Origin of the sequence: Nostoc sp. LPT (genome assembly GCF_017115165.1) — a bacterium.
Lineage (GTDB): Bacteria > Cyanobacteriota > Cyanobacteriia > Cyanobacteriales > Nostocaceae > Nostoc.
This window is the reverse complement of record NZ_JABXKF010000006.1, coordinates 13022-37518: the sequence shown is the minus strand read 5'-3', so window position 1 is coordinate 37518 and position 24497 is coordinate 13022. Positions and strand designations below refer to the sequence as shown.

The following is a 24497-nucleotide window of genomic DNA, read 5'->3' as shown; positions in this document are numbered from 1 at the left end:
TCACTGGTGGATTCAATTTGGAGTTTAATCGTAACTAATTACCCGGACATGATATAATTTATTAGCAGGTAAAAATCGGAGATAGTTGGTTAGGTGTAGTTTGGTAGTAGATACCTTGAGTTAAGCTGATTTTTCCATTCTGATTACATCTGGAGTCAATGTTTGATGCTTTGCTGCTTCTGCCTCGTAACATCTGAGAATCAGTGATGTCAGCTTATCTAAATCACTGACAGAGGAAATAATTACTTTTGATGCGACATCCCCTAGAGAAGCTGTTACTTGCTGCACTTCAAAGTTTGAAGCTAGCGATTTTACTTCATCTACACTTAGTCGAGTAACAAAACTTTTTTTCTGCGAAGATAGATACAGCCGCAGAAACCACCAAGTACTTTTGCCAACAAGATTGATACCAAAGTATGAAACAGTATCTTTGTATTGGAGTTGATAATTGTAACTCGTTGAGGTTTGCGTAATTGCTTTAATTTTTTCAAAAGCTTCGATTTCTTCAGCAGTTGTTACTACTTTTGATTCTTGAGGATCTGGTTGTATATCCACTTCTCCATTATCTATGTCTATTGGAGGTTCAACAGGCTGATCTATTACTGGAGTAAGTGAGCGAGTCATTAACTCTACTAAACTTCCCTGAATCGACTTTTTAACAATTGGTTTGAATTTATCAATAATTTTACCAGTAATTCGACCTTTAATTTCATAACTAGGAGCAACTGTACCAAGTTCAGTCACTAAAAAGCGAACAAATTCTTCAGAAGGAGAACGTAAAAGATTTCCTAGAAGTTGAGTCATGCCTTTTACATAAACCATTTCCTCAGCATGGTTGGTAATAGCTGTAACCTCAAAATTATCACGGTGAAAGAACTTGAGGTTATCAATATCTTTGGTATCATATTCCAGGATGTTAAAAGTAAAAAATGGCTCCTTGTCCATGACATTTTTATCATGCAAGTCTGTAAAGAAACGGTACTCAACCCCATTAGTGACGATAGCTACTTTTGTTGTCAAAAGTCCATTAAAATAGCGACTCAGTTGCCCATCATGTGCTTCAGCTTTTTGACCACGGGCTTTTGCCTCTACGAGCATAACTATATTATTGTTAATAGCTAAAGCGTAATCTACTTTTTCAAACTGCCCTGCTTTTTTAATAGCAAAATCTGCCACGTATTCCGGCATTACTTCACTAGGATCATAGACATCGTAGCCAAGAACACTCAAAAAAGGAACAATCAGTGCCATCTTAGTAGATTCTTCGCCAATAACTTGGTCAGCCCGCTTACGGACTTGTTCAGACAGCTTGGTAATATCTTCAGTGAATCCCATCTTGTTTGCTCCTGGTAGATTAGTGAGTATTAATACAATATTTTTTGTAAAATAGGAGTGATTGTAAGGTGATAAAGTACATTTAAATTGAAAGTGTTAGCGCGATCGCCTTTTTTATCACTCCTATAAAAGTATTCCCAAATAAGTACCAGCCTGTAACACTCATGACTTGTTCACAGGTGCAATGGCATCGGTAATGAATAAAAATAAATCAGAATGATTTTTTATGAAGCTTCAGCCTCTTTGTCACCCCGTCAGTGGGCAGACCAAAATATTGCTGAGTCAATGAATTTTACTTTTTACTCAGCAATATTTTGGTGAGAAAGGTTTTCGTGAGTTTCTACGGTTATAACAGAAGCCGACATTAGGATACACTGGCATTTGAATACACCGGAAGTTCATCAGCGACTTAGTTTGTCGCTTCTGGTGACTTCCTTCCTAGTATCCTATTGCTTTTGGCTGTATGAAACTTACTCCAATCTACGGTAAGTCTCCCTGAAGAAGGTTTTTTAGCCTCTAAAACGACTGCCACTGTTTTGAAGCTATAGCCTTAGAATATTTACAAGCTTTACTTCCGAATTAGCTTTCTCTAGAGAAAAATACCGTTTTTGCTGTGTAAGCTGACATTCTACCTGTTTCATCCAGATTTGTGTAGCTTATTAACAAATCAGCGGATTCATTAATATTAAGCCTGTTTTACTATTTAGTTTCCTACCCCGACCTATTAGACAGCTAGAGTGTTCATTTCATTTTGTTCAATAGCTTTTAGCCCTTATCGCTCCCATGCTGACCCATCACCGCAAGCCCGTGTGCTTATCACTTATTTCTACTGACCTACCAATCTGGTCTGTTGTCGAAACTGCCGCGACATTGTATCAAAAAGATACCGATCGATTTCATTTACTAATGACCGCACCACCCTTAATTAGCTGTGAAGTAGAGAGTGTCATAAGTCCAGAAGACACACTTCCTCAAACTAAGAGCAAAGCTTACGCCCCTAACAGTCCCAGAATTTTGTGGCTGGAGATTTCCCCTTACCGAGTCATCATGACTATGCAAGGTAATGCTCAAGTGAGTTACCGTCACTTTTGGGAACAGGGTGTTTATGGTATTAGTCGCTATTGGTTGCCAACTGAGTCATTGCAACCTAACGATCCCATTCGTTTACGAAATTTTACTCGTAGCCTAACTCTCAACGGACATCCCTTGCCAGAGCATTTGCGGCTGGAATATGAATTGTGGGCAGAAAAAGTCCAATTAGGATGCTACATACTGAATTTGGAAATTAAACATTAACAGTCGTGGGCAGTAGGGAGTAGGGAGTAGGGGAGTAGAGGGAGATGAGGGGGATAAGGGGGAATTATTGAATAAATCTCTCCCTTATCTCCCCCCTCTTCCTTGTCTTCCTTGTCTCTTCTCAATGCCCCTCAAGAGTGCTTAGTCATGTTAGCAAAAGCGGGGCGTTTAGGCCGTGCTGAGTTGGAAATCTCGCTTCTTTACTCTAAGCCGAGGAACTGGGAAAAGAGGAACTGTTTTGTCCAATGCCCCTCAAGAGTGCTCAGTCATGTTAGCGGAAGCGGGGCGTTTAGCCCGTGCTGAGTTGAAAATCTCGCTTCTTTACTCTAAGCCGAGGAACTGGGAAAAGAGGAACTGTTTTGCCCAATGCCCTATGCCCAATCCCTGTTAACCAAAATAACTGGGTTGGTTTCCAGGTTTCCATTTAATATTGCAACCAACACTCGGCTTTTGCTCACTTGTAACAGGTTTACCCGCTAGCACTGCTTCAATGGCTGCGCGTAAATCTGCACCTGTTACGGGTTTACCATTACTGGGGCGGCTATCATCTAATTGTCCCCGATAAACAAGTTGGCGATCGCTATCAAATACAAAAAAATCTGGTGTGCAAGCTGCTGTGTAAGCTTTTGCCGTTTCCTGGCTCTCGTCGTAGCATAAGGTAAAATTTAACCCTTGTTCTGTAGAAAATGCTTGTAACGACTCTGGCGCATCATCTGGGTAATTCTTTGCATCGTTAGCACTGATGGCAACGATCGCTAAATCACTTGTAAAATAATCTCTTCCTAACTGCACCAATTCTTTTTGGACGTGTTTTACAAACGGGCAATGTCGACAAATAAACATTACCAATAGTGCTTTTTTCTCTGCGAATGTAGAAAGTGAAGTTGCCTTTCCAGATACTACTTCCGGTAGATCAAAATCTGGTGCTTTTGTGCCTAGTGGTAACATAGTTGAAGCAGTTAAAGCCATAGTTCACCCAATATTTTTACGCTGATAACTAACGGCTTTTGTTATCAGTATATTTTCACTCTAGCACTAAGTTTTCCATAAATTAAGAGACGGTAATCTTACCGTCTCCTATCATTTTTTGAGAGTTATGTTAAAGAAATTAGTTTTTATAGACTTGCCAAAACACCAACAATACCGTGTCCTGTGAATACTTCTAATGCTATCAGAGAGACAAAACCAATCATTGCTAAACGACCGTTGAGCATTTCTGCATAAGGAGTGAAACCAGTGCGATCGCCTTGCTCATCTATATAAACTTTTGGCTCGATCGCAAAGTTGTTCAGTTTGCCTTGGTCATCAATTATAGCAGTGCTTGTACGCATGGATTTTCCTCCGTCTTCTCTTTATGTAAATAAGTGTAACAAAAATATTAATATGTGTAAAGTAAACGTATTATTTTATAAGGTATTGGCTGCATGTTAGGTAAAATTCCAAAGCCTACCTTCTCGGAAACTAGTACCAATTTAGATTTAGTGATAAAATAAAAGATTGTTAATTTTTTTATTTTTAGCCAATCATGACAGCAACGGGTAAGGCAACCCAATTCGAGTACAAAGCACTGCACAAGCCCAACCAACTTATTTATGGCCTAGGTCAGACGGCAGTGATCACAGGATGGACAGTAAAGCAGGCGATAGCTAAACACATGCAACCCGAAGAGTATGCTGTAATTGGGCAACTATACTCGCCTACAAGGGGGATAAACTTACTAATTCGCAATTTGCTATTGAATCCACACGTTCGCTATTTAGTTGTTCTCAACGCTACGAAGGAAGACAAGAATGCAGGCGGATGTGAGTGCCTGCTGGACTTTTTCCGCAATGGTATTGAAGAAGGTTTGAGTGACACTGGACGGCGTTGTTGGATAATTCGCTCTACTATTCTTAGTTATATTGATATTGATATTGATATTAATGCCCTAGAAAAATTACGACAATCCATAGACTGGAAAGAAGCCAAATCAATTACTGATGCAGTTAATCAAGTTAATTCCTATGCCGAACGAGACGTGATTGAGCCGTGGAGTTTGCCATTAAGGTTTGGGTTTGACATGTCAACCGTTGAATCAACTGTTTTACCTGGACCACGCTACGGACATCGAATTGAAGGCAAGACCATAGCCGAAACTTGGGTAAAAATTATCCATCGCATTAAGACAACAGGCACAATTCGCCCTACACTGCATGATGGACAATGGCAAGAACTGATTGACTTAATGGCAATTGTCACTTCAGAGCCTGATAACTTCCATTTTCCAGAACCAAATTACTTGCCATTTGATCACTCTTCCATCAATGCTTATACCTCGTCAATTTTAGATGATGTTTCTTACAGTGAAGAAGGAGTAAAGTACACATATGGTCAACGCCTCCGTTCAGGATTTGATGAAATTGACCAAATTAAGGCAGTAATTAAAAAACTTTCAGATAATATTGATTCAGCTAGGGTAGTTATGTCCCTGTGGGATGTGCGTAATGACCTGCTTTTAAACGATAGTCCACCTTGCCTTAATCACATTTGGATACGAGTTGTTGATCAGGAACTATCTTTAACAGCAACTTTCCGCAGTAATGATATGTTTTCAGCATGGCCTGCTAATGCTATGGGGTTAAGAGCTTTGCAGAAATATATTTTGGATGCAGTTACTAAACAATCAACGCATCATCTGAAAATGGGCCCATTAATTACTATTAGCCAAAGTGCCCATATTTATGATGACTGTTTTGAAAACGCTGAGAAACTGATTCAACATCAGTACCCCAAAATTTTTAAGCAAAAGGATTACAGCGATCCTTCAGGTAACTTTATGATCAATGTACAAGATGGCATTATTTTAGTAGAACACACAACGTCTGGCTCTGGAGAAGTAGTTAATTGTTATTCAGGTAAATCTGCAAGTCAAGTTTATGGGCAAATAGCAGCTGATTGTCCAGGTTTACAAGTAGAACATGCAATGTACTTGGGAGCAGAGTTGCAAAAAGCAGAAGTTGTTTTATCAATAAGCCAAGGTCTAATTTATGAACAGGATAAGCCGTTAAAAACCCATTTTCTTTCAAAGTAAATTCAATTGATAGTTTTGTATAATATTACACTAAATGCGAGGCAGTGTAACTATTTCTAGCTGATCCTGATATTTACCTTGACGAGCTTCGTAACTGATAGCACAAGGTTCACCTTCTAAAAATAGCAATTGCACCACGCCTTCATTAGCGTAGATGCGACAGTCTGCGCTGGAAGAATTGGAAAATTCTAAAGTTAGATGACCCCGCCATGCAGCCTCAGCAGGTGTTAGGTTTGCTATGATGCCACAACGCGCATACGTAGATTTTCCAATACAAATTACAGTAATATTCTCAGGAACCTCCAGTTTTTCTAGAGCAACCCCAAGTCCATAGGAATGAGCAGGTAAAATAAAGTAACTACCATTGGCATCTGTATGCAGTGCTGTTGGCTCCAGATTCTGAGGATTAAAGTTTTTGGGATCAACTACAGTTGCGGGAATGTGACGAAAAATGCGGAACTCGGCCGAAGAAAGGCGTATATCGTAGCCATAAGAAGATAAACCGTAGCTGATTACATGTTTAACTGCCACTGATTCATCTTTTTGCACTTTTCGGATTAAACTTGGCTCAAAGGGGGAAATTAGACCCTGTTGAGCCATTTCAGTAATCCAGATATCGTTTTTAATCACAACTTCACAGCTAATTCAAACGGAATTACTAGGATATCCTGAATTGAGTATTTTGTTTAAGGTCGATAACTCCGACGGATTTCTGTAATTTGATCTGCTACATCGAGAAGGGATTTTGGCATCTCTGGTCCTGTGAGAATGATATCGATGTGGGGAGGGCGTTTTGCCAAAAAAGCTAAAACTTCCGTTTCAGGAATTAAACCAAAGTTAATCGCTAAACTTAACTCATCTAACACCACGAGAGAATACTTGCTCGCACACACAACAAGTTGTGTATATTGCCACAACTTTTGTAAGGCTTGATTTTCTGTATCGTCTAAATGTGGTGTATCGATACAACGAGGCAAATCACAGCGAATCCAATCTAAATTTTGTCCTAATTGTATAGGTCGATCTTGTCCTTGGCGAATACCTCCTTTGAGAAACTGCACTATTAATACTGGCGTTCCTTGTCCAGCTATTCTCAGTGATTGAGCCATCACGCTCGTAAAAAAGTTGCGATGGGAACTAGTGAAAACTTGCACTAGTCCTTCAACTGGATATGGTAGGGTTAGGGTTGAATTGATACTTTGAGTTTCTAGCTGGGCAATCATAAGGTTAAGTTCAAAAAATACAACAAATTAAGGGTTATTGCTGGCGTTAATTTTGATAAATTTGCCTGTATAATTAATCTGTTTTTCACAGGTGTGGTGGATTTGGCAAATTGCATTCTTAGTCAAACACTAGGTTTGTATTGAAGTCAAGAGTCCTGTTTGATTTACGGCATATTTCAGGTAAATGAAGTACATAGACAAAACCCGAAAGCTTGTAGAAACGTTGCATACAACGTCTCTAGATGTATTTTATAAAACCGCTAACCGCTGTAAGTTTTCGTGTTTTCTCTGAAATGAGTTGTAAAAATGAAAACATCAGAGTTACAGTTCCAATTATTTAAAAAAGCTAGGCAGAACGCCTGAAAATCGCTAAATGTTAAATTTATCGGTTGTTTGGGCAAAACAGACTTAGCAAGTAGGGAATTTGACAGGATGAGGAGTAAATTGTTGTGAGATTGGTGATTCTGGGAGGTTCAGGATCGGGGAAAAGCACTCAAGCACAAAGGCTTTGCAGATACTTTGATATTCCTCTGATTTCTACAGGTGAGATTTTACGGTCAGCAATATCTGGCAATCAGCCCCTGCCGGAATTTCGATGGTTGGAAGCCGATCCCCGGACTTCTCTTTCGGTTTACGCTAGCTTAAGTGAACTAGGCTACCACGCACAGCTCTACATGCAAAAAGGGGAGTTAGTTCCAGACGAAATGATTATTGAATTGATCCGAATACGCCTCAGACAACCAGACATTAACTGCGATTGGGTGTTAGAAGGCTATCCCCGTACTGCGTTCCAAGCTGAAGAATTAGATTTTTTATTGGATGATTTAGGGCAAAAGCTAGATTGGGCAATTTATCTCCAAGTCCCGGAAGCAGTGATGGTTAGTCGATCCTTGGGGCGATCGCTACCAGATGACCAACCAGAAATCGTGCAGCGCCGTGTAGAATTATTTTATGATCGCACCATTCCCATCCTAGAATATTACGACCGTCGTCGCTGCTTGTTGACCATCAACGGCGACCAGTCACCAGAGATGGTACAGCAAAATATTTTGACTCTGCTTTCAGTTCCTTGAAGAGTGCTGAGTGCTGAGTGCTGAGTGCTGAGTGGGAAAGTTAGGAGTTAGGAAGAATTCTTCCCAATGCCCAATGCCCAATGCCCAATGCCCAATGCCCAATGCCCAATGCCCAATAACACTAAGGTAATCTTAAGGCAGTATTGTAAAACTTGAGGCAACTCCAATGGCTTGGCAGCGTCCTGACGGTCGGATTCCCTACGAACTACGTCCGATCAGCTTTCACCCCAGTTTCACCCGCTTTGCCCCCGGTTCTGTTCTCGCAAGATGCGGTGATACTCAGGTACTTTGTACTGTTAGCGTTAATAAGGGAGTTCCGAAGTTTCTCGAAGGAACTGGTAAAGGCTGGCTAACTGCTGAGTACCGTATGCTACCATCTGCTACTCAAAAACGCCAAGAAAGGGAATTATTGAAATTATCTGGACGGACGCAAGAAATTCAACGTTTAATTGGACGCAGCTTACGCGCAGCAATAGATTTTGAGGTACTGGGAGAACGCACGCTGACTGTGGATGCTGATGTGTTGCAAGCAGATGCCGGAACTCGGACAACAGCAATTACAGGCTCGCTTGTAGCGTTGGCTCATGCAATTTCTAAATTGTTGCAAGAGGGCGTATTGGAGCGATCGCCTTTGTGTGGACAGGTAGCAGCAGTTTCCGTAGGATTACTGGAGGGAGAGCCTTTTTTGGATTTAAATTATATCGAAGACGTGGCTGCAACAGTAGATTTTAATGTGGTGATGAATCAACACCTGGGAATCATTGAAGTCCAAGGAACAGCCGAAGAAGGCAGCTTTAGCCGCACCCAGTTAGATCAACTGCTAGATGTCGCCCAAAAAGGAATTCAAGAATTGTTAATTGCCCAACGTGAAGCGATCGCTGACTGGGAAGCATTGTTTGTAATTAATTAGTTTTATTAATTTTTAATAAGAATTAATAAATGTATCCTTTGTGGCGTTAATCAACAAAGTATCAAGTAACTGGATGTAAATAAAAATAATCATGAAAGTAGTTAGTACGACTGACTACTGACAACTTAGGGTTGAAGGTGATAATGAGCATCTACATTTTTCCAGCTTACCTAATCCACGATGTTAAATGTTTCAAAAGTTAAAAAGGGAGATTGTAATAAGTTCGGTATTGTATTGCCAGAAGCCAGCAATATGATGATGAAGCCATGAACAAAACTGTTGAAGTTCTACCGGATCAGCCAGCGCTGGTTGCACGAGCGCTAGAATTAATCCTGTCTAAGTTAGAAACTGCCATTGAGCAGCGGGGGCGGTTTACCATCGCCTTATCTGGCGGCAGTACACCTAAACCGTTATACGAAGCGATTGCTACTCAAAAACTGCCTTGGGATAAAATTCATATATTCTGGGGGGATGAGCGTTACGTACCACCAGATCACCCCGATAGCAATGAACTGATGACACGTCGTGCGTGGCTAGATCGTGTTGATATCCCAGCGGCTAACATTCACCCCGTACTAACTTTAGAAGCCAATCCAGAACTGGCTGCTGCCAAGTACGAACAACATCTTAAAGAATTTTTCAATTCTTCTGGTGTCGAGTTTCCCCCCTTGGATGTAGTATTACTAGGAATGGGTGATGATGCACATACCGCATCTTTGTTTCCCCACACAGAGGCTCTTAAAGTACGCGATCGCCTCGTGACTGTAGGTAACAAAGACGGAAACCCCAGGATAAGTTTCACATATCCCTTCATCAACTCTGCTCGTAGCGTGATTTTTCTGGTTGCTGGTGCTAATAAACGACCAGCTTTAGCGCAAGTCTTTGCACCTGTAGCTGATGACTTTACTTACCCATCCCGCTTAATTCAACCTCAAGGAGAACTTTGGTGGCTGCTGGATGCGGCAGCAGGTTTGGAACTTCAACATTAAACTTGGGAATTGGGCATGGGGAATGGGGAATGGTTATTAATTCTTGTCCCTCATCTCCCTCATCTCTCCCTGCCCCCTGCCTCCTGTGTAAGAGTATCCAATTCATCGTTCCATTAGCAGTAATTGCTAGAATCTAAATCTACGGCCGCCTTCTGCTTGCCAGTCCTAACTATATTTATGATGATCTTGAACAAAGGCTAAATATCGATGATCGTCTGCCCTAATTGCAATCATCCCAACCCTGACGGCGCTGTCCAATGTGAAGCTTGTTATACACCGTTACCTGCGACTACTAATTGTCCCAGTTGTGGGGCAACTGTGCAGGCAGATGCTGCATTCTGCGGTCAGTGTGGCTATAACCTTCACTCTGCGGGTGTTCCACACGTTCATACCGCAGTAGCTGCAACAGTAACTCCCGATATTCCCGTGGAAGTGCCAGCGTTAGTTCCACCAGATCCACTGTTAGAACTTTTACAACCAGATGCCTTGGGAATAAGCGGTTCTACTAACTCGCGTCCTCGCGAATCATCTTTACCACCAACAGAGGTGGCAGTTCCCCCAGAACCAGCGCCACAGCTACCTGTTACAGTAAGCACCCCCCCAGAGCCAGTGCCAACTGTTGTAGCTCAACCTGTAGTCTCTGGACAAAGTAGTATTCCAACTCCACCACCTGTGGAACCAGCACCAGCCTCTGAAGCCGAAGCAAAACCAGCAGCACCAGCACCAACTGCAACTGCTGCCAGAACGCAATTGCAGCAGGTTACAGCACGGTTAATCCACGTTCAAAGCGATCGCTTAATTGAATTGCCGCAAAATTTCTCTGTGATTCATATCGGCAAGCCCAATGACCGGATTCCTCCAGATATAGATGTTTCAGGATTTCCCAATTCCGAAATTGTTTCGCGGATTCATGCAGATATTCGCGTCGAGGGAGATGCTCATTATGTAGAGGATGTGGGAAGTTCTAATGGCACTTACATCAATAATTTGCCACTTTTACCAGGGAACCGTCATCGCTTGCGACCAGGCGATCGGATCAGCTTGGGTAAAGGAGACTTAATGACATTCCTTTTTCAACTTGCTTAACTGATTCTCGATCGATTGTGACATCAATCTAAGTATTTTCTGCCCATCCTCCGGCATCCATTTTGGAGGAGAAACAAATGAACTGCATCAGATAAGCGACGGATAACTATGTTGTTCACTTTAGCGCCATAGTTGACAGCCGTCGCTTCAAGGTGCGAATTGTTGTATTGCCCAGCAACTCCATTACTTTAATAATTACACTAGGATGGAAATACACTGCCAATGAGTCACCTATGAGGGAACCAAGTAAAAATTTTAAACCCTTGCTCACTAAAGAAGCCCCGCCAGTTGTTGAACGTATGGGGTTAACCTGGCTAGTTGCAGCAGCGATCGCAACTGCTTTATTGTGGCAAGTACCAGGAGGGAATTATATCTTATACCCATTTACAATTCTGGCAACTTGGTTTCATGAAATGGGTCACGGTTTAATGGCACTGCTATTAGGGGGACAGTTTCAGAAGTTGCAGATTTTTAGCAATGGTTCTGGTGTTGCAACTTATGGCATCCAGTCGTCGTTGGGGCCAATTGTCCCGGCAATAATTGCCGCAGCCGGGCCAATGGGGCCGCCTCTTGCCGGTGCAGCTTTGATTCTGGCTTCCCGCAGTTTTAGAGCAGCAACCCTCTGTTTGAAAATTTTAGGAAGTTTTTTGCTGTTGTCCACATTAATTTGGGTGCGTTCCTGGTTTGGATTGGTGGCAATTCCCTTACTAAGTTTAATAATCTTAGGTATTGCCTTAAGAGCACCTCGCTGGACACAAGGGTTTGTGATTCAATTTTTGGGTGTACAAGCTTGTGTAAGTACGTACCATCAACTTGATTATCTATTTAGTAGTTCTGCTGGCCCCCTTGGAATTTCTGATACAGCGCAAATGCAGCGATATTTGCTTTTACCTTACTGGTTTTGGGGCGGGTTAATGGCGATCGCATCTCTGGTAATTTTAATCCAAAGTCTCCGTGTTGCTTATCGTTCTTAGTAATGAGTAAGAAGCACCATCAAAAGACGATTGAATCTTTAGCTCAAAGAATTACCGAACATCAAGAAAAGATTAGACTGGAATCAGAGAAGAGTTTTCCTGACGAAGGTTTAATTGAGTATTAGGAAAAAAAGATTTGTGCTTTTGACCAGGCAATTCAACAAGTACGTAAAAGATTGTGACAATAACTAAAATATGCAGATTAGCGATCGCCCTCTTGCAGTCACCAATTCAACCCTCACTACCTTGATTGCTGAATTAGGTACAGAATGCCTGAAAGTACAAGCTTTAATTAACCAGTTACAGTTAATTAGTTTAACTGTTAACTAACAAGCTGAAATTATCACAGAACTCCTAGCTGCTGCGGTTCATCTGTACAATCATTGTGACAAAGATTTTCAGACGCTAATTACTGAAGAAATAGAAAATTTGCATGATGATGAGGATTAAAGAAGAATTCCAAAGTCAGAATTCAGGAGTAAGAATTAAGAGTTTTTATCAGTATAATAGCCTGGATATTGTTAAAAAAATTTGCCGCTAATAACTCTTACCTTCGCGGTTCGATACTCTAAGCATGTCCACCCAACCCATAATTCAAAGCATATATACCGATGGTGCTTGCACCGGTAATCCTGGCCCTGGCGGTTGGGGTGTTGTCGTCTACTTCAGCGACGGCTCAATCCACGAAATGGGCGATGCATCCCCTCATACCACTAATAATAAAATGGAGATGCAAGCTGCGATCGCCGCCCTTCAATTTCTGCAAACATCTCAACAAGCCCAACCCATCATCCTTCATACCGATAGCGAATACCTGATTAACTGCGTTACCAAATGGGTAAAAGGCTGGAAAAATAAAGGCTGGAAAAAGTCAGATGGTAAACCCGTCCAAAACCAAGACCTTTTAGAAATCTTAGATGAACTCAATACCCAACAAGTAAAATGGCAACACGTCCGGGGACATTCTGGTAACATAGGTAACGAACGTTGTGATGCGATCGCTCGCACTTATGCTAGTGGCAAAACCCCTTCGCTACAACAATTATCTTCCACAGATTTTGATAAATCTTTACCTTCTACAAATGAATTAAATGTAGCAAAAGTAGCTGATTATGAAAAAAACTCTAGAATAATTAACCAAAGTCCACAAGAAATCAGTACTTCTGCACCAGAAATAACCGTTATGGAACCATCAATTGGGCCAACTGCGGCCGTGACCGATGAAAAACCGCCAGAAATGAGGGTTTCGCAACTCCGCAGCTTGGTCGAAACTCTGCGTATAGCTGACGAAATTTCTGAAAAAGGCTACTTAATCACTAGTTCTGAGTTAGCAGACTTGATGGATGTCCACGCCAGCGCTGTCACCAGTCGTGGAGATCAATGGCGCTGGCGAAACTGGATAGTGTCACGGGTACGCCGTGAAGGAAATCAAATTCTTTGGGAATTGGAACGCGGGGATCGAGTAGGAGGTGAAGAGGAGTAAGGAGTGCTGAGTGCTGAGTGCTGAGTGCTGAGTGCTGAGTTTTGAATTTTTAACTCCTTACTCTCAATTTTTCACTGCTCACTCCCTACTCTCTACTCTCTACTCAGCACTCACAACTCACAACTCAGCACTATACTTGCGTCCTCGCCACTCGCGCGGGGTGCGGAATGCAGATAAGAAGATTCGTAGCACAGCTAAGGGATCGGCCAAAGGGGAAAGCCAGAATAACCAGCTGCCTTTAGCGTTTGTGCGATCGTAAGAAGGTGCGATCGCTATTAGCATCGCAAAGCGAATCACCAACAGGAATAAATTCAGTCCCAGCAGCAGGAGTGGGGGAGTGGGCGGATATGAGAGTATGGGAAAAATCAACAAAAAAGTCAGGACAATTAAAAGGGGTAGACCTTGAACAGATGCGAGTAACCATAAATCTCCCCACAACTGAGAGCGAGAAGTTGCATCTTTGAGATCGAGACTCCGCCCCCATTCTTTCCACGTCTCCATCGCCCCTTCATACATGCGTACCTTTAATACCTTTGCGCCATCTAAAAAGCCGACCTTATACCCTTGGATAGCAATATTGCGTGCTAAGGTGACATCATCACAAAAAGAACTCTTCGCACTGCTATAACCACCTACAGCAGCTAAAACGGAGCGACGACACAAAAAACACTGCCCATTTGCCATTACCCGTTCTGGTTGCTCTGTATTGATCCCCGCTGGGTCAAATCGGTAAAGCAAAGTCATCAACAAAGCCGGTTGTAGCCAGCACTCCCCAGGATATTTGAGGATGAACTGGGGTGAAAGAGAAACCAAATCGTAGCCTTGTGCTTCGGCCGTTTTTACCAAACCAGCAACTAAACCAGGATGTGGTTGGATATCAGCATCCAGCCCCAGGAACCACTGACTAGCCTCTGAGCTATATAGAAAACCGTTATGCAATGCCCAAGGACGCCCCACCCAACCAGAGGGTAAGGGATCATCTGTCATCAGGCGAAAGCGCGGATCTTTTTGCTGTGAGGCTTTTACTAAGTCTGGCGTACCATCACTGGACTTGCTGTCTACAACCATAATTTCTCGAACTTCATAGCTTTGCTGACTTAAACCAGTCAACAGAGGGCTAATGCGAAGCGCTTCGTTCAGTGTGGGAACAACGATGCTAACCCTACCTAAAAGCTCAAGTGTCGGCTGTTGGGGTTCTATTGGAGGATGGCGTCTTGGCCCCTTTAACAGGCGCGAAAACAGAATCGCCGTTGCTGGTACTTGGATAAGTAGCAATAAAAGAGAAATGGCGCTTTCTACTATCAAAGCGTTGTCATTGGTCATTGGTCATTGGTCATTGGTCATTGGTCATTGGTCATGGGGCATGGGTTATTCTCCTTGTCTGTGAGTCCCCATTCCCCAAAACGCTTATTTCAAGGCAACTTCAACCTTTGCTACTGATACTTCTTTGGTTACTGGTTCAACAGTAACTTGAGCAGGTGTGGTTGAACTCCTTGACCACAGCGCCACAGCCGGAATCACACCTAGCAATAAGCCGAGTAATACAGGAATGGAGAATCCAGCGGCCAAGCTGAGTCCGGCGGCGAAGGCAAAGTTAGTTAAATAAACGACTAAGGGCAGATTGAGTTGCGATCGCTCTAATTTAATCGAGGTATTTCTCCACAATAATCCTGCCACACTCATAAACAGGGCGCTAGTACCAAACCAACCTACATAGTTCTGGTAAGGTGTTCCAAAGAAAGCTCCTGGTTGTTCCCAATACCAGAAGGGCAGAGAAGATTGACTCATACCTGGCTCAAGGGCAAAGTCCCAGCAAGTGAAGAGTAAAGCACCAACGGCTATCGCAGCAATATGGCGTCCCCAACTGGGTTTTTGAGGCACTTTCAAACCAGTTCTCGCAATTAAATAACACGACAGCCCAACATAAAACCAAGATAAGGGTATTGTGAAAGGAACTAGCCCCCCAATCTTATAACCCAAGCCACTCAGGTAGCTATAATCACCAAATGGAAACCCTGTGCTAGTTCCCAGTAGTTCACTCCCCAAAGAGATAAACATAGCTGGTAGCATAAATGCTAGCCAAGTTCCTAATCCCAACGTCCGGTAGGCATAAATGGAGACAGCTATTGTCCCTAAGATGATATCAACTACACCGCCGCCAGCCATACTTAACTGTATGGCAGTTTCACCTACCTGCGATAAGTTGAAAATTATTTCGGCATTAGGTACTACCAGTAGCATCCCTACCAGCCCAAAGGCTTTTGACGCGATATGACCAATGAGGCATACGCGTTCAGCAATAATAAGTTGTCTCATGATAATTCCTTAACAAGATGTGACACGCGGCTACTCGGCTGCTAACAGTTTACAAATCTTTAATTAATTTGTACCGCAATTTTCGACAAACTTGTTTGGCTTTCTTGTGAATAGCATAAAAGTCTATTGATTGAAGCTATAAAAATATGATGCTAAACTTACTAGTCTAAGCCATATATTCAAAATCTACATAATTTTATCTGTAAGAACTTCTGGTTTCTTGTCTCACTGATACCCGTATCATAAAAAACTCCTTTGATACTGGGATATCCTTAAGGAAGGACAATCATCATAAACTGAGCAAATCCTCAAGCAAAATAAAGTCTTGAGTTACTACACTTAATTTATGCGATAAGACCTTAACCCTCTACTAGAAATATAAACCCATGTCAATTTTGAAAAGAGTTCCTTGGGTGTCCCTGGCACTAGTACTGCTGAGTTACAGTACTTTGGGCTGGGTAATATCAGAAACACGTGCTCCTATATTTGTGTGGGTGGTAACTGTAGTTGCTATTTTGCTTTTAATCATAACGTTGACCGCTCCTTGGTCGAAGATGACATCTTACTACAGTCTTTTTCTTCAATCAAATACCAGGGCTTTCGGTGTTGCCGTCTTAGCAGCTTTTTTATTCTTTATCATGATTGCCTGGTTTCGGGTATTTCTTGATACTTTACTTATAATTTCAGCGACTATATTAGTCAGGATAGACTTTCAAAGAGCAGGTCTTAAGGAAGGACTAGCTTTTTCAACTGCCTCTATCTTTTCATTGGGAGGTTTAGCTTTGGGTGCGCTAATCTACAAGTTCATATATTCCCAAATTCCGCTAACGTGATGAAGTATATCTGAAAAAACAAGCGATGCCTGGGTTGGGTTGCCCCAATGCTTTAGAAGCACTATTATTTACCTACAACTTCCTTTGAAGCTCAAATTTCCAACTTCTTAAAAAATCGGGAATTTTGTTCAATACTTACTTAGGTTTAAAATGCAGGCTGTTCAAACAGCAGTAGAGATAAGAAAAAATCCATAATAAAAATGGATACCCAACTAGTAACAACTGCTTTTGTTGCCGATTCTCCTACTTCCTTTGCTCCCCCTCTAGTAGTTAAACCCCAACTACAGCCAATGACAGCAACCAGCACTCCAAAAATAAACCCTTTTAGCAAAATAATAAATAAATCTGACGGTTCTAAAAAATTTCTGACTGATTCTAAAAATGTTTCGGGAATAATTTGGTAAAACTTTGATGCGGCAAAAACTCCGCCAATGATGCCCGTAACTAAAGCCAAAATAGTCATCAAAGGTACCATTAAACAACAAGCAATTACTCTAGGAAGTACTAGATAATCAATTGGATCGGTTTTGAGCATATAAAGTGCATCAATTTGCTCGGTGACTCGCATTGCACCTATTTCTGCTGCAAAGGCAGAACCTACTTGTCCCGCTATAATACTAGCGGTCAAAATTGGAGCCAATTCTCTACAAAAAGCTAAGGCAAAAGCACCTCCCACAGCATTGACAGCCCCAAATCGGGCTAATTGCCTCGTTATCTGAATAGTAAAAATCATTCCTGCAAAACCGCTGACAAGGAGAACTGGAGAGATAGAACCTGGCCCAGCGGTAACAAGATGTTGCAAAATCTTGCGGTAGTAGGTTTTCCCTTGGAGTAAATGTAGCCACACTTGACCAAAGAGCAGTATTGCTGCAAAACAGCGTGTAATCCCAGATTGCTCAAAATTTGTTTTTGGTTGCAATTTTATCGTCCTTAAGACTGGCTTTTTTTGCACACATTTTATATCAATTGTCCAAAATAAGACTACATATACAAATGGTGGAAATCCAGCCAGATGTAATCTGACTTTCTCAATTACGTAGATGCACAAAGTGCATCTACCCATAGAGTATTACAAATTGGTATTAGGGTAGGGTGTTGACTGTATGATAAATTAGCTCAAAATTGTTGATGCACTTTCTACGTCGTTATTTGAGGTAGAAAACAAAGTTCTTCTCTTTGAGAGCATAGATTGATTAAAAATTTCTGGAATTTGAGAACTTTCAACCGTCAGATAATCAAGAATTTTTTCTTGGAAAACCTTTAAATAATTAGTTGAGATTCTGTCTTGCTGTTGCTGACAAATGCGTATTCTTGCGATGCCCTGAGCTTGCCGTTGGCGTGGTCACTGAGCTTTGTCGAAGTGCAGCCTCTCCAAGAGTTGGGTCGAAGGGTCGAAGTGCGGGCTACGCCTACGCTAATCAGAAATATTTTGATTTTGACTAAGTAAGTTGGTACAATAAAACCAAACTGTGTGAAGAAAATTAAACAAGGCTCAAACCCTTTTCCTCCTGCCCCCTGCTTTATCCCAACAATAATTATTTACGCCGATCTACTTACTCCCGAAGTAGGTAGCCTACACCACGCACCGTATGAATCAAGCGTTTTTCATCATTTTCCTCTAGTTTTAGGCGCAAGTAGCGGATGTATACTTCGATGATATTGGAATTACCCATAAAGTCGTAACCCCAAACTTTTTGTAGAATTTGGTCTTTAGTAAATACCTGACGGGGATGCGAGAGTATATATTCTAACAAGTCAAACTCTTTAGCTGTTAACTCAATTAACCGCTTACCCCGGTAAACTTGGCGAGTACGGTGATTTAAACTCAAGTCTTCAAATTGAAAAATATCCTGATCTGTTTCTTGAGTGCGGCGTAGATGAGCGCGGATTCTAGCTAGCAGTTCCTCAATACTAAATGGTTTGACAACATAATCATCAGCTCCTGCATCCAAACCTGCCACACGATCATTAACTTCATCTTTTGCTGTCAGCAAAATTACTGGTATAGAGATGCCAGTTGCCCGCAACCGACGACAGATTTCCAAGCCTGACAGCCCTGGGAGCATCCAATCAAGAATGACTAAATCTGGCGATAACTCCCGTGCTAACGTTAAACCAGCGATGCCATCATGTGCCACGTTTATATTGTAACCTTCGCTACTTAGTTCTAGTTCAACAAATCGCGCCAGTTTAACTTCATCTTCAACCAAGAGGATATTTGCTGTCATATTTTTGATTTTAAAGTGGATAGGGTCACGTCGCTTCTCTACGAGACGCCAAGAGCGAACGCTCCAAATTCAAAATTCAAAATTCAAAATTCAATAATTTTTAATCCCCATAAATAAATTTACTTGCTCTGTATCATGAGTCTGTTTCGGTCACAATCAAAGTGCTACTTTAACCTGACTTTGACTAGCTATGTAAGTAGAGTGATGGTAAACACACTCCCTTCTCCTAATTTTGATTGCACACATACACTACCACCCATACCTTCTACAAGTGTCTTAACAATGGATAAACCCAAACCACAACCGCCAGTAGCATGAGAGCGGGATTCATCTACGCGGTAAAATCGCTCGAAAATACGTGTTTGGTGTTGTAAAGGAATACCATAACCTTTGTCACAAACTTGAATAATCGCTTTGCCATGAAACTGATTTAACTTTAAAATTATAGGCGTATTATCTTCAGAATAAGTAATAGCGTTATTAATTAAATTGAGCAATATTTGTTTAAAACGGCTGTAGTCTACTTTCACTCCAATAGGATAAGCTGTTGACTCGATTGTAATTAAGCGATCGCTATATTTTTGCGCTATCACCACGACTTCTTCAACTAAGTCATTCAAGACATAAGATTTCATCTGAAAATTCAAATAGCCACTATCTGCTCGTGCTAAATCAAGTAAATCTTGTAATAAGCGAATGGTACGTTCGGCTTCTGAAGAAGCAGTTTCTAAAGCTTCTTGTTGAATTTCGGTTAAGTTATTCTGCCGTCGCAACACGCTTTGTAAGTAACCATGTACAATCGTCAATGGTGTACGTAATTCGTGAGAAACATTACTCACAAATTCTCGTTCTTGCTCCCAAGATTGTGAGAGGCGCGATAACAACATGGTTAAAGTTTGACCTAATTCTTTGACTTCACTGGGTGCATTATCAACATATAGTTGTGCTTTTCCTAAATCTTCTATAGAAATGACAGAAGTCATCTGACTTAGCTGGCGCAGTGGTTGCAAAGAACGGCTAATATAAAATGTGCTTATAGTTATTATTACAATAATTGCTAAAATACAGCTAAGATTCAAACTTTGCAGCATTGCCATAAACATTGTGTGTTCACGAGTAATGTCATGTACTACAAATAGTTTACCCAGATACTTACCCTGCACTTGTAAAAAGCTACTACTGATAACAAAGTACCTTTGATTAACTTTGTAAATTTGTGGTTTAATCTGCATATTACTAAGGGACATTAACTCAGTAACCGTAGAGTTAGATAACAAATCCAAAGTAGCAGATTTTATCAAAATTTTATTATCAGGACTTTTTAACCATAAAAATAGGTTGATATTTGCTAAGTTATTAATAGCTTTTTGTAATCCAGTTTCCGGTTGCACCATTTCACTGTAAAGTTGCACATCGCGCGGCAAGCGCTCAGTGATTTCTTCTATATTATGCTTACGACTATCAATCAAAATTTGCTGCATTTTCCAACTAGTCCATGCAGCAAAACTACCTAATATTAAAGTTGAAAATGTAGCAATACCAATGGTTAGGCGTAATTGCAATGAAAAAGGGTCAAGATTTATCCAAATCTTTGTGGGTTGCTTCACTTTTAGTTTTGTCTAGAGGATTGAAAATATTGTTAGTTCTATTCATTATTAATTTTTAGGTAAAGATAGTGGCTGGATTGTACAAGATTTAGTATCACATTTTTGCTTATAGAGCATATTGATATAATGTTCTTGCCAAGTGAGTGGAACTTCTAATAATGAGCGCGTTCCTGTTATCCCCTGCCCGATAAATAGTAAGAGAGCGAGGCAACTAACAATAATGTGAATCTTGCGCCAGCGATTGGTCTTATCTTTATAAATGTCTGGCAAAATGGAGAGTGAAAAAATCATCAGCAGAGCAGAGGTTAGCCCATAATAATAGTGAGAGATATACCATTGGTCAGTTTTGCGGTAGATACCATCTTGACATCCAAGCACTACTAATGCAATTCCTGTGAGGGTTGCAAATATGGCACGCCAGTTTTTCTGCTTTGCCTGATAGAGTAAATACAGAGAAGCGATCACAGCCATAAACAATAACCCGATGAATACTACCTGAAATGGTGCTTTAATCCAAACTTGATTATCTAAAATATTACCAAAAATATCGTAGGCAAACGCTATTAATACAATACCTACAACTGCTCCCGTTAGCCAGCGGCCCAATTGAGTATGCTCTTGCCCTACAGTGGGGGGAATTTTACTCTTACCTATGGCTAAAGTTTGCAATCGGCGTTGACGAACTTGTAATGCGCGGTTGACAATGACGCCAATTAAAGGAAATACTACGAGTACAGCGATCGCTGGATGTAACAACAAGATAGCATCTCTAAATTCCATATCTGACCTTTCATCAAAAGTTACAAATTTGCTTTTATTGAACAGAATTCAGGAGTCAGGAGCAAAGCCAAAGACGCTCCTGAATTCTTCTTCAACTATTTATGTCTAAGCTGTTACGTATTGGGAACATCCCACTTTTTTGCATGTCATTGCGAGCGAACGCAATGACAATTATTATCTCGTCGTAAAATAAAAACTGGGATGCACCCTTACGTATTTAAGTTGCCATCAACTGGTGAGGTTGTCCTAAGTCAATTGTCCAAAGTCCAATTGGTAAACACAAATGACTAATGACTAATGACGGTCTACACCAAAAATAGTGCAATATGTAGGCGCGTTAGCTTATCTATTTACAACTAAGAATTACTTGACCTCATCAGCTTCAAACTTTGTTACTTTACCTTTTTTAACCGCAACTACTACATCAAAGGTAGAACAGTAAGAAAAGGTCACATTATTGGCTTTATTGTAAAGATTAACCACCATACCTGCACCACCGGGTTGAATACCTAGCGGTTCAAGATCGCCAAAAAAGAAACGACGTAGTTCATCACCACCACCAAACTGACCCTTATGCTTGATGACCAAATCAATCTTTTGTTGAGTAGTCAAACCTGTAACATCTTTCTTTTCTGCGGCTGATGCTTGCACCAGTGAAGGACTTACAAGTTTAAGTGGAACATCCCAGACTGTTAGCATACCAACAAGAGCAACGCCTGTGAGCACAGAAGAAGCAATTTTCATTTGTTTTTCCTTGTGTTGAAGTTTCCCGATGAACTAAAGCATCTCATCTGCTACTGAAGCTCAAGTGAAACTAATCTACTAATTGTCTGAATTTATTCCTTAGAAAAATTTAGTTTAGACTCAGCAGATTCTCAGGAAGCTGTGATATTTTAAATTTCAGCCTGCTTTTAGTGTTTTCTCAGATTCATCTCACCTTAAATTACCCAAGTTAGCTGAGTATAGTAAAGAGTATTTTTTGCAGCAGTATTATTATGAGCAGACCGAGAAGATGGCATCCTTTTATCTATAAAATTCCCGGTCAAACCTATCTCTGGCTAGCAATTTTGATTTTTGGAGCCTCTAGTGCGGTTACGCGCAAGCTGACACAAATTGGCACTCAACATTTCATGAATGGTCGAAATCCGATCTCTCTATGTAATGTTTTATTCGTAGGGAATCTATGTGCCTTGATAGTTATGTTACTTATTTATAAACGACACTGGAACAAAAAGGCTTTGCAGCAACTGTCAAGGAAAGATTGGTTGGCGCTGATAGCGGTAGCTATTTTATCAGGAGCGCTTGTCCCTGGCTTAATTTTCCAGGCATTAGCATTAACAGGAGTCAACAATATTATTTTGATTGGACGGTTGGAACCACCTCTGGCTATGGCTTTATCAGTCTGGTTACTGAGGGAACGGGTAAATCGTTGGGAAGTTGTAGGAGCGATCGCTGCATTTGTCGGAGTTGCCCTAACTATTCTCCTGCAACCCTCAGAGACGACTACGATCAACATGGGTGCTTTAAAAGTAGGTATTGGGGAATTATTGGCGGCGATCGCAGCCGTGGCTTCAGTAGTTTCAACGATTATTGTTAAAGGATGGCTTTCCGATATCCCGGTGGGAATCTTTAGTATCTTTCGTACTGCTCTAGGAACTGTAATATTTTTCTTTAGTGCTTTAGTTCTCTATGGCAGCGACCACTTTATGGATGTATTTTCACCTTTCCTGTGGCAGTGGATGCTTGTTTATGCTGCTGTAATTGTGGTTTTAGGTCAATCATTTTGGCTCAAGGGCTTGAGAGCTTCTACCGTGTCTGCGGCTTCCTTAGCTGGCTCTTTTACTCCAATTGTGGGAATTTTGGCAGCTTATTTGGTATTGGGTGAAGTCCCTACCTTTGCTCAATATATCGGTGGTAGCTTGATTTTAGTTGGCATATTCCTGGGCCAAATTGGTGTTCGCCTTCAGATTTCTCGTAAAGTTGCAACTCAAGTAGAACAAAATATGGGATTTAAAGGGATCTGAAAAGTAGAGATGCGATTAATCGTGTCTCTACAGGAGTTATTTCTCATTTCTCCCTTTGAGCAAAAAGATCCTAGTGAAATGATATGCAACTTTTTTAATTCTTCTCGACGGTAAACACGCGCCAGATAATGAAGACGGTAAAACCTAGATAGATGAATACTGTTAGCCATTCTTGCCAGCTACCAAATGCATTGTTCATCAGCAAAAGCCGGAAAATTAATATTTATCAATCCTACACTTAGATGCGCTTACCCTGAGAATTAACGGCTAGGGGGTTATACGCTGTCCTGTAAATTGGAACGATCCTACTACTGAGCCTGCTCCTTTTAGTGGATTGGCCTTTAAGGCAAAGGAACTAACAGTAATTATTCCTTGTAATTCCATAGACTGCTGATTCAAAGTAGCTTGGATATCGGAGCGAGCTATATCATTGATACCGTTGGGGCCTGAGAAATCAAAGTTTATGCCTAGAGCGCGAATTTCTCGGTTACTAGTGCAAGTATATGAGCCTTGAGTATCACCAAAAGGATTGAAGACTCCTTGCACACCACCTTGATTCGAGTCAGTAACAAAAAGATTACCGTCTTCTGAGAAGGTAATAACTCCCCGAGATGAGAATTTACCTTTTGCGTCAACGATAGTCGTCAGATAGCTACCCGCGAAGAAATTTCTACATCTTCTTGAAGAGGAGAACTGTTCTTGAGAATGGGCTGAAGCAAAGTATGGAAAAACCGTAATGAGGAATACCCCAAATAGGCAAGCCGCTAACAAAATGGAAATTCTACGAGTTTTCATTCTGATAACCTTATATTTGTAGCATTTATTATATTTCTAGTAGGGGTGAAATAAGCAGCGGTGCAAAAAGTTACAAAAAAAGGGAACTCTTAAACCCCGTCCATTTTGAAACCTGGAGTTTTTAAAGAGAGTGTATTATTCGGTCGTGGCTTGAGTTCTGAACTTTACCCTGATTTCAACAAACTATGGTTTTCAAGGTAGACGCGGTTTAACTCTTAACAAGATAGGAAAATGCGCTAGGTGCGATCGCACCCCTATTTAGCATGATGCAATTGCTCTGAGGGATGAACGAGGCAAGCATAGCACAAGCCCTTGGCAGATTGATGCAGGTTGCTGTATTTTAGGAGATCAAAAAAGACTAGTCAAAAATTCTTAGCTAATTTTCCGGAATGGGTAACAATGGCGTGGTAGTAAATATCAGAGCATCGATATTATACTGAACCTCTATAACTAACCTTCGGGGAATATATCCCCA

The 24497-nt window shown here is 41.2% G+C and carries 25 protein-coding genes; 12 read left to right on the top strand and 13 right to left on the bottom strand.

From position 1 onward, the window contains the following. Positions 1 to 120: 120 nt before the first annotated feature. On the bottom strand, positions 121 to 1335 hold the full coding sequence (locus HWQ58_RS01645; RefSeq protein WP_292856924.1) for a type I restriction endonuclease: 1215 nt from the start codon (positions 1333 to 1335) through the stop codon (positions 121 to 123). A 783-nt stretch (positions 1336 to 2118) separates the two neighbouring features. Between HWQ58_RS01645 and HWQ58_RS01640 the strand changes: the two genes are divergently transcribed. After that, positions 2119 to 2631 carry a hypothetical protein gene (locus HWQ58_RS01640; protein ID WP_292856923.1) on the top strand — a complete coding sequence of 171 codons (513 nt, stop codon included), beginning with the start codon at positions 2119 to 2121 and terminating at the stop codon, positions 2629 to 2631. Between the two features lie 387 nt (positions 2632 to 3018). On the opposite strand, the gene HWQ58_RS01635 is transcribed toward HWQ58_RS01640, so the two are convergent. Then, the gene (locus HWQ58_RS01635) at positions 3019 to 3600 is read right to left on the bottom strand and encodes a thioredoxin family protein (RefSeq protein ID WP_292856921.1); all 582 of its coding nucleotides are present in this window, start codon (positions 3598 to 3600) and stop codon (positions 3019 to 3021) included. 146 nt (positions 3601 to 3746) lie between these two features. Continuing rightward, positions 3747 to 3962, bottom strand: coding sequence for a chlorophyll a/b-binding protein (locus tag HWQ58_RS01630; protein ID WP_094348273.1), 216 nt, complete (start codon positions 3960 to 3962; stop codon positions 3747 to 3749). Between the two features lie 194 nt (positions 3963 to 4156). Between HWQ58_RS01630 and HWQ58_RS01625 the strand changes: the two genes are divergently transcribed. Next, positions 4157 to 5701, top strand: coding sequence for a thymidylate synthase (locus tag HWQ58_RS01625; protein WP_292856919.1), 1545 nt, complete (start codon positions 4157 to 4159; stop codon positions 5699 to 5701). Positions 5702 to 5731: 30 nt separating this feature from the next. Here HWQ58_RS01625 and dcd read toward each other — a convergent pair whose 3' ends face one another. Beyond that, positions 5732 to 6301 carry a dCTP deaminase gene (dcd, locus tag HWQ58_RS01620; protein WP_292856926.1) on the bottom strand — a complete coding sequence of 190 codons (570 nt, stop codon included), beginning with the start codon at positions 6299 to 6301 and terminating at the stop codon, positions 5732 to 5734. Between the two features lie 86 nt (positions 6302 to 6387). Continuing rightward, entirely contained in the window at positions 6388 to 6924 is a 537-nt protein-coding gene (locus HWQ58_RS01615; protein WP_292856917.1) for a P-loop NTPase family protein, read from the bottom strand. A gap of 449 nt (positions 6925 to 7373) precedes the next feature. On the opposite strand from HWQ58_RS01615, the gene HWQ58_RS01610 reads away from it, so the two are divergent. From HWQ58_RS01610 to rnhA, 8 genes are all read left to right on the top strand, one after another. Continuing rightward, entirely contained in the window at positions 7374 to 7997 is a 624-nt protein-coding gene (locus HWQ58_RS01610; RefSeq protein WP_292856915.1) for a nucleoside monophosphate kinase, read from the top strand. A gap of 166 nt (positions 7998 to 8163) precedes the next feature. Beyond that, positions 8164 to 8907, top strand: coding sequence for a ribonuclease PH (gene rph / locus HWQ58_RS01605; protein ID WP_292856913.1), 744 nt, complete (start codon positions 8164 to 8166; stop codon positions 8905 to 8907). A gap of 266 nt (positions 8908 to 9173) precedes the next feature. Next, a complete protein-coding gene (gene pgl / locus HWQ58_RS01600; RefSeq protein ID WP_292856911.1) occupies positions 9174 to 9896 on the top strand; it encodes a 6-phosphogluconolactonase in 723 nt (240 codons plus the stop codon). A 207-nt stretch (positions 9897 to 10103) separates the two neighbouring features. Next, complete coding sequence (locus HWQ58_RS01595; RefSeq protein WP_292856909.1) at positions 10104 to 10982, top strand: FHA domain-containing protein; 879 nt, start codon at positions 10104 to 10106, stop codon at positions 10980 to 10982. A 233-nt stretch (positions 10983 to 11215) separates the two neighbouring features. Beyond that, positions 11216 to 11956: a M50 family metallopeptidase gene (locus HWQ58_RS01590; protein ID WP_292856907.1), complete on the top strand. Its 741-nt coding sequence runs from the start codon at positions 11216 to 11218 to the stop codon at positions 11954 to 11956. A 2-nt stretch (positions 11957 to 11958) separates the two neighbouring features. Further along, the gene (locus HWQ58_RS01585; protein WP_292856905.1) at positions 11959 to 12081 is read left to right on the top strand and encodes a hypothetical protein; all 123 of its coding nucleotides are present in this window, start codon (positions 11959 to 11961) and stop codon (positions 12079 to 12081) included. Positions 12082 to 12151: 70 nt separating this feature from the next. Beyond that, entirely contained in the window at positions 12152 to 12286 is a 135-nt protein-coding gene (locus HWQ58_RS01580) for a hypothetical protein (protein ID WP_292856903.1), read from the top strand. 244 nt (positions 12287 to 12530) lie between these two features. Further along, positions 12531 to 13439, top strand: coding sequence for a ribonuclease HI (gene rnhA, locus HWQ58_RS01575; protein ID WP_292856901.1), 909 nt, complete (start codon positions 12531 to 12533; stop codon positions 13437 to 13439). 117 nt (positions 13440 to 13556) lie between these two features. Here the strand turns inward: rnhA and cruG are convergent, their stop codons facing one another. Together cruG and cruF are read right to left on the bottom strand one after the other, a co-directional pair. Continuing rightward, entirely contained in the window at positions 13557 to 14762 is a 1206-nt protein-coding gene (gene cruG, locus HWQ58_RS01570) for a 2'-O-glycosyltransferase CruG (RefSeq protein ID WP_292856899.1), read from the bottom strand. Positions 14763 to 14846: 84 nt separating this feature from the next. Then, positions 14847 to 15755: a gamma-carotene 1'-hydroxylase CruF gene (gene cruF, locus HWQ58_RS01565; protein WP_292856897.1), complete on the bottom strand. Its 909-nt coding sequence runs from the start codon at positions 15753 to 15755 to the stop codon at positions 14847 to 14849. A gap of 386 nt (positions 15756 to 16141) precedes the next feature. Here cruF and HWQ58_RS01560 point away from each other — a divergent pair, with 386 nt between their 5' ends. Beyond that, the gene (locus tag HWQ58_RS01560; protein WP_292856895.1) at positions 16142 to 16588 is read left to right on the top strand and encodes a hypothetical protein; all 447 of its coding nucleotides are present in this window, start codon (positions 16142 to 16144) and stop codon (positions 16586 to 16588) included. A 145-nt stretch (positions 16589 to 16733) separates the two neighbouring features. Here the strand turns inward: HWQ58_RS01560 and HWQ58_RS01555 are convergent, their stop codons facing one another. From HWQ58_RS01555 to HWQ58_RS01535, 5 genes are all read right to left on the bottom strand, one after another. Continuing rightward, positions 16734 to 17507 carry an MlaE family lipid ABC transporter permease subunit gene (locus HWQ58_RS01555; RefSeq protein ID WP_292856893.1) on the bottom strand — a complete coding sequence of 258 codons (774 nt, stop codon included), beginning with the start codon at positions 17505 to 17507 and terminating at the stop codon, positions 16734 to 16736. Between the two features lie 634 nt (positions 17508 to 18141). Then, positions 18142 to 18816: a response regulator transcription factor gene (locus tag HWQ58_RS01550; RefSeq protein ID WP_292856891.1), complete on the bottom strand. Its 675-nt coding sequence runs from the start codon at positions 18814 to 18816 to the stop codon at positions 18142 to 18144. 188 nt (positions 18817 to 19004) lie between these two features. Then, positions 19005 to 20423 (bottom strand): ATP-binding protein, encoded by a 1419-nt coding sequence (locus HWQ58_RS01545; protein WP_292856889.1) that lies wholly within the window; start codon positions 20421 to 20423, stop codon positions 19005 to 19007. Between the two features lie 48 nt (positions 20424 to 20471). Continuing rightward, positions 20472 to 21203: a DUF4079 domain-containing protein gene (locus tag HWQ58_RS01540; RefSeq protein ID WP_292856887.1), complete on the bottom strand. Its 732-nt coding sequence runs from the start codon at positions 21201 to 21203 to the stop codon at positions 20472 to 20474. 363 nt (positions 21204 to 21566) lie between these two features. After that, entirely contained in the window at positions 21567 to 21947 is a 381-nt protein-coding gene (locus tag HWQ58_RS01535; protein WP_292856885.1) for a hypothetical protein, read from the bottom strand. A gap of 251 nt (positions 21948 to 22198) precedes the next feature. On the opposite strand from HWQ58_RS01535, the gene HWQ58_RS01530 reads away from it, so the two are divergent. Then, on the top strand, positions 22199 to 23227 hold the full coding sequence (locus HWQ58_RS01530; RefSeq protein ID WP_292856883.1) for a DMT family transporter: 1029 nt from the start codon (positions 22199 to 22201) through the stop codon (positions 23225 to 23227). A 267-nt stretch (positions 23228 to 23494) separates the two neighbouring features. On the opposite strand, the gene HWQ58_RS01525 is transcribed toward HWQ58_RS01530, so the two are convergent. Continuing rightward, the gene (locus HWQ58_RS01525) at positions 23495 to 24022 is read right to left on the bottom strand and encodes a hypothetical protein (RefSeq protein ID WP_292856881.1); all 528 of its coding nucleotides are present in this window, start codon (positions 24020 to 24022) and stop codon (positions 23495 to 23497) included. Between the last annotated feature and the right edge of the window lie 475 nt (positions 24023 to 24497).